Source organism: Streptomyces odonnellii (genome assembly GCF_000981895.1).
In the GTDB taxonomy this organism is placed as follows: domain Bacteria; phylum Actinomycetota; class Actinomycetes; order Streptomycetales; family Streptomycetaceae; genus Streptomyces; species Streptomyces odonnellii.
In genome coordinates this window covers 16,209-26,018 of record NZ_LATD01000024.1, presented here as the reverse complement: position 1 = coordinate 26,018, position 9,810 = coordinate 16,209, and the positions used below count along the sequence as shown (strand labels likewise).

Genomic DNA, 9,810 nt, shown 5'->3' with positions numbered 1-9,810 from the left:
CGTTCTCTCCAGATCTCTTTCAGTTCGCATCGCCGGACGGTCCGCGCCGGGCGGTCACTGAATGTCGGTGGCGAGCCGCAGCAGGCTTTCGGCGTCCATGTCGTCGAGGTCGTCGAGCGAGCCGTTCCCGTCGGCCGCGGCCGGGGCGGGGGCCCCGTTCGCGGCGTCGGCGTAGGGGTCGGCGAGTTCGAGCACCGTGTCCAGGAGTCCCGCCGTACGGAGCCGGCTGATGGGAACGGAGGCGAGGGCGTCGCGGATCCGCGCGTCCGGGTCGTCCGCGCGGGCCGCCCGGTCGGAGCGGTCCGCTCCGTCCGTACCGGGGGCGGTGCCGAAGAGGAGCGAACCCAGGTGGTCCGCGAGGGCCGCCGGGGTGGGGTGGTCGAAGACCAGGGCGGCGGGCAGCGGCAGTCCGAGGGCGGACCGCAGCCGGTTGCGCAGTTCGACGGCGGTCACCGAGTCGAAGCCGACGTCACGGAAGGCGCGGGTCGCGGGGATCGCGCCGGCCGAGTCGTGGCCGAGTGTCGAGGCGGCATCGGCCCGTACGGCGTCGAGCAGGGTGCGGGCACGTTCGGCGGCCGGCAGCGTGTCGAGCCGCTGCCTGAGCGGCGGGGCGGCTGTCGCGCCGTCGCCCTCGGGTACGGAGTCCCCGGCGGCCAGCGCCCGGCCGGCCTCCGGGATCCCGGAGAGCAGCGGGCTGCGGCGGGTCGCGGTGAAGCTGGGGGTGAACCTGTCCCAGTCCATCAGGGTGACGGTGAGCTGCGTGTCGCCGTCCTCCAGCATCCGCTGGAGCGCGGCGATGGCCAGCGGCGGTTCCATCGGCATGACGCCCTGGCGGCGGAGCCGCTCGTGGACCTCGTCGACGGTGGCCATGCCGACCTCGGCCCAGGTGCCCCACGCGACGGAGGCAGCGGGGAGGCCCTCGGCCCTGCGGTGCTCGGCCAGGGCGTCGAGGAACGCGTTGGCCGCCGCGTAACCGGGCTGGCCGCCGCTGCCCCAGACCGCCGCGCCCGAGGAGAAGAGCACGAAGGCGTCCAGGCCGCTGTCACGGGTCAGTTCGTGCAGGTGCAGGGCGGCGGTCAGCTTCGAACGCATCAGCGCGTCGAGCTGCGCCAGTGTCAGCGCCTCCACGGAATCGTCGCCGTCGGCGACTCCCGCGGCATGGAACACCGAGGTCAGCGGGGTGTCGGCGGGGATCGCGGCGAGTACGGTGGTGAGCGCGACGCGGTCGGCGGCGTCGCAGGCGGCGATGGTGACCCGGGCGCCCAGCGCCTCCAGTTCCGCGCGGAGTGCCGCCGCGCCGGGCGCTTCTTCGCCGCGCCGGCTGGTGAGCACCAGATGCGCGGCGCCGCTCTCGGCCAGCCAGCGGGCGACCCGGCCGCCGATACCGCCCGTACCGCCGGTGATCAGCACTGTGCCGCGGGCCCGCCAGGGGCGGTCGGGGGCGGCGTCCGCGGGCGCGGCGTGCACCAGGCGCCGGGCGTACACACCGGAGGTGCGGACGGCGAGCTGGTCCTCGCCGTCCAGGCCGGCCAGTACGGAGGCCAGCCTGGCGCAGGCCCTGGTGTCGAGGGTCTCGGGGATGTCGACGAGACCGCCCCAGCGGTCCGGGTGTTCCAGGGCGACGACCCGGCCGAGGCCCCACAGCGCTCCTTGCACCGGGTGGGCGAGCCGGTCGTCGTGGCCCACGGAGACGGCGCCGCGGGTGGCGCACCACAGGGGGGCGCGCAGTCCGGCGTCGCCGAGCGCCTGGACGAGGGTGAGGGTGAGGGCCAGGCCGACAGGCACCGAGCCGAAGCCGGTGTGCCGTTCCTCGGCCGGGGCCAGCAGCGCCAGTACGCCGGTGAACTCCCCTTCTTCGGCGGCCAGTTCGGCCAGCCGCTTGGCCCAGGCCGCCCGGTCGGCGCCGGGATCGGCCTTGAACCGTACGGTGTCGGGGCCCAGCGCGGCGAGCGCGGCGGCGGCCCAGGGATCGTCGGCGGCCTGGCCTGCCGGCACCACCGCGAGCCAGCGGCCGGCGGGGCGCGCGGTGGCGCCGGGTTCGGGCAGCCGGGTCCAGTCGACGCGGTAGCGCCACGCGTTGACGGTGGTGCGTTCGCGCGCCTTGGCGCGCCAGGCGGAGAGGGCGGGCAGGACCGCGCCCAGCGAGGACAGTTCGCCATGGGCGTCGACACCGAGTTCACCGGCGAGGGACTCCAGGTCCTGGCTCTCGACGAGCCGCCAGAACGCCGCGTCGGCCTCGCCACCGGAGCCCACGCCGGTCCCGGAGCCGGTGCTGCCGGTTCCGGCCGCGGGCTCGGGCCAGTACCGGCGCCGCTGGAACGCGTACGTCGGCAGCTCGACCGGTTCGTGACCGCCCTCGGGGAAGGCGGTGCGCCAGTCGACCGGTGTGCCGTGGACATGGGCCTCGGCCAGCGAGGTCAGGAAGCGCCTGAGGCCGCCCTCGTCCCTGCGCAGCGATCCGAGGACCACGGCTCCGGCCGCCGTCTCCTCGCTCTCCTGGGTCTCCTGGATGGGCGCGGCCAGTACGGGATGGGGGCTCAGCTCGATGAAGACCCGGTGTCCGTCGGCCAGCAGTGCCCGGGTCGCCTCCTCCATCCGTACGGTCTGCCGGAGGTTCGTGTACCAGTAGGCGCCGTCGAAGACCGCGTCCTCCACCCGGCCGCCGCTGACCGTCGAGTAGAACGGCACCTGCGGAGCGGAGGAGGTGACCGGGGCGAGGACCCGGGCCAGTTCGTCGCGTACGGCTTCGACATGCGCGCCGTGCGAGGCGTAGTCCACGGACACCTTGCGGGCCCGGACCCCTTGCTTCTCGCAGACGGCGAGCAGCTCGTCGAGCGCCGCCGTGTCACCGGAGACGATCACCGAGGAGGGACCGTTGACGGCCGCGACGGAGAGCTGCTCGGCCCAGGGCTCCAGCAGTGCGGTGACCTTGTCGACCGGGGCGGCCACCGACATCATCCCGCCGAGACCGGACAGCCGGGGCAGCGCCTGGCTGCGCAGGGCGACCACGGCGGCGGCGTCCTCCAGGGTCAGGGCGCCCGCCACATGGGCGGCGGCGATCTCGCCCTGGGAGTGTCCGACGACTGCCGCGGGCTCGACACCGTACGAGCGCCAGAGCGCGGACAGCGCCACCATCATCGAGAAGAGCGCGGGCTGGACCACGTCGACCCGTTCGAGCAGCGCGGGGTCTCCCTCACCGGCCAGCACCTCGTGCAGGGACCAGTCGGTGTACGGGGCGAGGGCGGCGGCGCAGGCGTCGACGGACTCCCTGAACACCGCGGAGGAGTCGAGGAGTTCGCGGCCCATGCCCCACCACTGGGAACCCTGGCCGGGGAAGACGAAGACCGGCCGCGCGGAGCCCTCGCCGACGGCGCCGCTCACCGCACCGGGCGCGCTGCCCGCGGTGACGACGGCGTCGAGGGAGCGCAGCAGGTCGTCCCGGCTCCCGCCGAGGACCACCGCGCGGTGGTCGAAGGTGCACCGGGTGGTCGCCAGCGACCAGCCGATACGCGCGGGCGACAGCGCGGGGTCGGCGTCGGCGCGGGCGAGCAGCCGGGCCGCCTGCTCACGCAGGGCAGCAGCGGACTTGGCGGAGATCAGCCAGGGCACCACGCCCGCTCCGTCCGTGGCGTCCGCGGTCGCCCGAGCGGTCTCGGCCTCGTCGGGCTCGGGGGCCTGTTCCAGGATCAGATGCGCGTTGGTGCCGCTGATCCCGAAGGACGACACCCCGGCGCGCCTCGGGCGGCCGGCGTCCGGCCACTCGGTCTGCTCGCGCAGCAGCTCCACCGCGCCCGCCGACCAGTCCACGTGCGACGACGGGGTCCCGGTGTGCAGCGTCCTGGGCAGGACACCCTCGCGCATGGCCATGACCATCTTGATCACACCGGCCACACCGGCGGCGGCCTGCGTGTGCCCGATGTTGGACTTCAGCGACCCCAGCCACAGCGGACGCTCCGGATCCCGGTCACGGCCGTATGTGGCGAGCAGCGCCTGCGCCTCGATCGGGTCGCCCAGCTTCGTACCCGTACCGTGCGCCTCCACCGCGTCCACATCGGCGGACGTCAGACCGGCGTTGGCGAGGGCCTGGCGGATGACCCGCTGCTGGGACGGGCCGTTGGGGGCGGTCAGCCCGTTGGACGCGCCGTCCTGGTTCATCGCCGAGCCCCGTACGACCGCGAGGACCCGGTGTCCGTTGCGCCGCGCGTCCGAGAGCCGCTCCAGCAGCACCACACCGACCCCCTCGGCCAGGGTCATCCCGTCGGCGGCCTCGGCGAACGGCTTGCAGCGGCCGTCGAGCGCGAGGGCCCGCTGCCTGCTGAAGCCCACGAAGGCATGCGGGGTGGCCATCACGGCCGCGCCGCCCGCGAGCGCCAGGGAACTCTCACCGCTGCGCAGCGACTGGCAGGCGAGATGCATCGCGACGAGCGAGGACGAGCACGCGGTGTCGACGGTGACCGCCGGGCCCTCGAACCCGAAGAGGTACGACACCCGCCCGGACAGCACACTGGCGGCCGTGCCGGTGACCATGTGCACCTCGGACCCCTCGGTGCCGTTCTGCACACTCGACGAGTAGTCCTGGTAGCTGGCGCCGAAGAAGGTGCCGGCCGCGCTGCCGCGCAGGGAGTCCAGTTCGATCCCGGCGCGCTCGAAGGCCTCCCAGGACGTCTCCAGCAGCAGCCGCTGCTGCGGGTCCATGGCGACCGCCTCGCGCGGCGAGATCCCGAAGAAGCCGGGGTCGAACTCCGCGGCCTCGTGCAGGAATCCGCCCTGGAGCGAGTAGGTCCTGCCCTGCCGGTCCGGGTCCGGGTCGTAGATGCCCGCCCCGTCCCAGCCGCGGTCGGCGGGGAACTCCGAGATCACATCGGCGCCGTCCAGGGCGAGCCGCATCAGCTCCTCGGGCGTGTCCGCACCGCCGGGGTAGCGGCAGCTCATGCCGATGATGGCGATCGGATCGTCGTCGGTGCCGGCCGGACCGGCCGCCGCCGGCCGCGCCGGGGCCGTGTCCGTACCGTCGCCGCCCAGGGCCGCCGACTTCAGGAAGCCGGCCAGCGCGACGGCGTTGGGGTAGTCGAAGACCATGGTCGACGGCAGCGGCAGACCGGTGGCGGCCACGACGCGGTTGCGCAGATCCACGGCGGTGACCGAGTCGAAGCCGATGTCGCGGAAGGCGCGCCGCTCGGGGAACGCCTCGGCCGAGGCATGGCCGAGGACGGCCGCCGCCTCCGTACGGACCAGGGACAGCAGAAGACGCTCCTGCTCGGGGGCGGCCAGGTCGCGCAGCCGCGCGGCGAGATCGCTGGTCTCCGGCCGTGCGGTGGCGCGTTCCTCGTTCTCGGCGAGCCGACGCGCCACCTCGGGCACCTCGTCGAAGAGACGGGTGGGTCGGCCCGCGGTGAAGACGGCGTGGTACGTGTCCCAGTCGATGTCGGTGAGGCCGATGACGGTCTCGTCGTCGTCCAGGACCTTCCGCAGGCCGTTCAGCGCGAGCCTCGGGTCCAGATAGCGCAGCCCGCTGCGGCGGATGTGGTGCGGGTCGGCCAGCTCGCGCTCGATGTCGTCGGGCCACTTGCCCCAGTGCACCGAGGTGGCGCGCAGACCGCGGGCGCGGCGGTCGACGGCGAGCGCGGCGAGATAGGCGTTGCCCGCCACATAGGCCGCGTGGTGGCCGCTGCCCCACATGCCGGCCGTGGACGAGTAGAGGATGAAGTCGTCCAGCTCGTCGTTGTCGAGCAGCTCGTCGAGATGGCGGGCCCCGGCGACCTTGGCGTGCACGACGTCGGAGAAGGACTCCATCGTGGTCTCGGCCAGGGTGTACAGCTCGATGACGGCCGCGGTGTGGATGACGGTCCGTACGGTACGGCCTTCGGCCTTGAGTCCCGCCAGCAGTGCGGCGACCGCGTCCCGGTCGGTCACATCGCAGGCGACCGCGACGGCTTCGGTGCCCGACTCGGCGAGTTCCGCGACGAGTTCGGCCGCGCCCGGCGCGTCCATGCCCCGGCGGCTGGCCAGCACCACATGTCCGGCGCCCTGCGCGGCGAGCCAGCGTGCGAGATCGGGGGCGAGCGTCCCGGATCCGCCGGTGACGAGGGTGGTGCCGCGCGGTGTCCAGGTACGGGAGGGGCTCGGGCTGCCGGATCCGGCACGCACGATACGGCGGGTGAGCACCCCGGAGGAGCGGATGGCGAGCTGGTCCTCCTGACCGGCGGCCCCGGCCAGGACCGAGGCGAGCCGGCCGGCGGCGCGGTCGTCCAGGGTCCCGGGCAGGTCGACGACGCCGCCCCAGCGCTGCGGGTGTTCCAGCGCGGCCGTCCAGCCCACTCCGGCGACCTGTGCCTGAACGGGCGAGGTGATCTCGTCGTTGCGGCCGGTGGAGAACGCTCCCCGGGTCAGGAACCAGAGCGGGGCATCCACTTCGGCGTCGCCGAGCGCCTGGACCAGCGAAACGGTCAGGGCCAGACCGAGCGCGAGGCCCGGGTAGCGCTCGCCGGGCTCCTCGGCCGTGGCGAGCACCGACACGATTCCGGTGATCCCGTCGAGACCGGCCAGCCGCCCGGCGAGCACCTCCCGCTCCACACAGGCCTCGTCGAGGACGAGCCGCCGTACCTCGGCGCCCCGGCCGTTCAGGGTGTTCACGGTCTCGGTGTCGTCGGTGCCCTCGGCGGACACCACCAGCCAGGTGCCGGTCAGCGGTGTCGGCGGGACATGTCCCAGCGGGGACCAGGTGACGCGGTAGCGCCAGGAGTCGACGGTCGTACGGTCCTTGCGCGACCTGCGCCACGACGACAGCGCGGGCAGCACCGCAGCCACCGAACCCTCGTCCGTACCCAGCGCCGAGGTCAGCGCCGAGACGTCCTCCTGCTCGACCGCCGCCCAGAACTCCTCGTCCAGCGGATCGGCCGCGACGGTCTCGTCGGCGGCGGAGGGGAGGTTCCAGAAGCGCTCGCGCTGGAAGGCGTACGTCGGCAGATCCACCCGCCGGGCGTCCGTACCCGCGAACACCGGGGCCCAGTCGACCTCGACGCCGCGTACGAAGACCTCGGCCGCGGAGAGCAGGAAGCGGGCGAGCCCGCCCCGGTCCCGCCGCAGGGTGCCCGCGACGACGGCCGGTTCGCCGTACTCCTCGATCATGTCCTGTACGGGCATGGCCAGTACGGGGTGCGAGCTGACCTCGATGAAAGCGCGGTGCTCGGCGGCGAGGAGTTCGGTCACGGCGTCGGCGAAGAGGACGCGCTGCCGCAGGTTGCGGAACCAGTAGCCGGCGTCCATCTCCTCGGTGTCCAGCCACCCACCGGTCATGGTGGAGAAGAACGGAACTTGCGACGCACGAGGACGCACCGGGCCGAGCACATCGAGGAGTTCGTCGCGCAGATCCTCGACCTGCGCCGAGTGCGACGCGTAGTCGACGGCAATGCGGCGGACCCGTACCTCCTGAGCGGTCAGCTCCGCGAACAGTCCGTCCAGGGCCTCCGGCTCACCCGAGACCACCGCCGAACGCGGGCCGTTCACAGCGGCGATGGAGATCCGGCCGGACCAGGCCTCCAGTCCGCTCTCGACCTCGGCCACCGGAAGCGGCACCGACATCATCCCGCCACGCCCCGCCAGCCGCCGCCCGATCGCCTGACTCCGCAGCGCCACCACCCGCGCACCGTCCTCCAGGGACAGCGCGCCCGACACGACAGCCGCCGCGATCTCGCCCTGCGAGTGGCCCACCACGGCCTCGGGCTCGACGCCGTACGAGCGCCACACCGCCGCGAGCGACACCATCACCGCGAACGACGCCGGCTGCACCACATCCACCCGCTCCAGCGTCGGAGCACCCTCGGCCCCGCGCAGCACATCCACCAGCGACCAGTCGACGAACTCACCGAGTGCCTCGGCGCATTCGGCGATCCGTGCCGCGAACACCGGTGATTCATCGAGCAGTTGCGCACCCATGCCCGCCCACTGCGAACCCTGCCCGGGGAAGACGAACACCGTTTTGCCCTCGACATCGGCGACCCCTTCGGTCAGCTCGGCCGAGGAGCGTCCCGCGGCCAACGCCTGGGCAGCGGCCAGGAGTTCGTCATGGTCCGTGCCGACCGCGACGGCGCGGTGTTCGAAGAGCGCGCGGGTCGAGACGAGCGAGAGCCCGGTGTCGGCCGGCCGGGGCCGCGGGGCGGTCTCCAGCCAGGTGACGAGTGCCTCCGCCTGGTCGCGGAGCGCGGACGTGCCGCGCCCGGACACCACCCAGGGCACCGGGCCGGTGGCGGGGACACCCGGCTCGGGCGCCGCTTCGGCCCCGGACTCCGGCTCCTGGTCGGCGGGGGCCTGTTCCAGTACCGCGTGGGCATTGGTGCCGCTGATACCGAAGGACGAGACCGCACACCTGCGCGGACGGCCCGTATCAGGCCACTCCACCGCCTCCGACAACAACCGCACCGCACCCGACGACCAGTCCACATGCGACGACGGAACCTCCGCATGCAGCGTCCTCGGCAGAACACCGCTCCGCAGCGCCATCACCATCTTGATCACACCGGCCACACCGGCCGCCGCCTGCGTGTGCCCGATGTTGGACTTCAGCGACCCCAGCCACAGCGGACTCTCCGGATCACGCTCACGACCATAGGTCGCGAGCAGCGCCTGCGCCTCGATCGGGTCGCCGAGTCTCGTCCCCGTACCGTGCGCCTCCACCGCGTCCACATCGGCCGGAGACAGCCCGGCCGCCGTGAGGACCTGGCGGATCACGCGCTCCTGCGAGGGGCCGTTGGGCGCGGTCAGCCCGTTGGACGCGCCGTCCTGGTTGACCGCGCTGCCGCGCAGCACCGCCAGGATCCGATGCCCGTTGCGCCGCGCGTCGGAGAGGCGTTCCGCGACGAGCACGCCGACGCCCTCGCCCCAGCCCGTACCGTCGGCGTCGTCCGAGAACGCCTTGCAGCGGCCGTCGGGGGCGAGACCGCCCTGCTTGCTGAACTCGACGAAGACGGAGGGTTCGCTCAGTACGGTGACACCGCCGATGACGGCGAGCGAGGACTCGCCGTTGCGCAGCGACTGGGCCGCCACATGCAGCGCCACCAGGGAGGAGGAGCAGGCGGTGTCGACCGTGATGGCGGGGCCTTCGAGACCGAGGGTGTAGGCGAGCCGACCCGACAGCACGCTGGCGGCGGTGCCGGTCAGCGCGTGCCCCTGGAGTTCACCGGCCGCGGCGGCCGACGGCTGGCCCCAGTGGTAGGCGCCGACGAAGACTCCGGTCTGGCTGCCGCGCAGGGAGGTGGGGGCGATTCCGGCGCGCTCCAGCGCCTCCCAGGACACTTCCAGGAGCATGCGCTGCTGGGGGTCCATCGCGAGCGCCTCGCGCGGGGAGATCCCGAAGAATCCGGCGTCGAATTCCGCCGCCTCGTAGAGAAATCCGCCTTCGTGGGTGGCGCTGCTTCCTTCGCCGTCGCCGGTGAGCCGCTCCAGATTCCAGCCGCGGTCGCCGGGGAATCCGGATATGGCGTCGCCACCGGAGTCGACCAGATCCCACAGGGCCTCCGGGGAGCGGACTCCGCCGGGGAGGCGGCAGCTCATTCCCACGAGTGCGATGGGTTCGTTGTTCTTGAGTTCCAGTTCTCCTATGCGCTGGCGCGCGCGGCGGAGATCGGAAGTGACCCGCCTCAGGTAATCGACGACTTTTTCCTGCTGGTCTTCTGGCACCGGTCCGTCCTCGTCATCGGGTCGCGTCGGGTCACAAACGAAAGCAGCGGATCTCAGCGATTCTCTAAGTGGTTTCGAACTCTTCGTCGATGATGTCGAGCAGCCGGTCGACCGACACCGTCTCGATGTCCTCGG

The 9,810-nt window shown here is 73.1% G+C and carries 1 protein-coding gene; it reads right to left on the bottom strand.

Going from position 1 to position 9,810, the window contains the following annotated elements:
- Window positions 1–54: 54 nt before the first annotated feature.
- Complete coding sequence (locus tag WH07_RS36055) at window positions 55–9,675, bottom strand: type I polyketide synthase (RefSeq protein WP_052744222.1); 9,621 nt, start codon at window positions 9,673–9,675, stop codon at window positions 55–57.
- Between the last annotated feature and the right edge of the window lie 135 nt (window positions 9,676–9,810).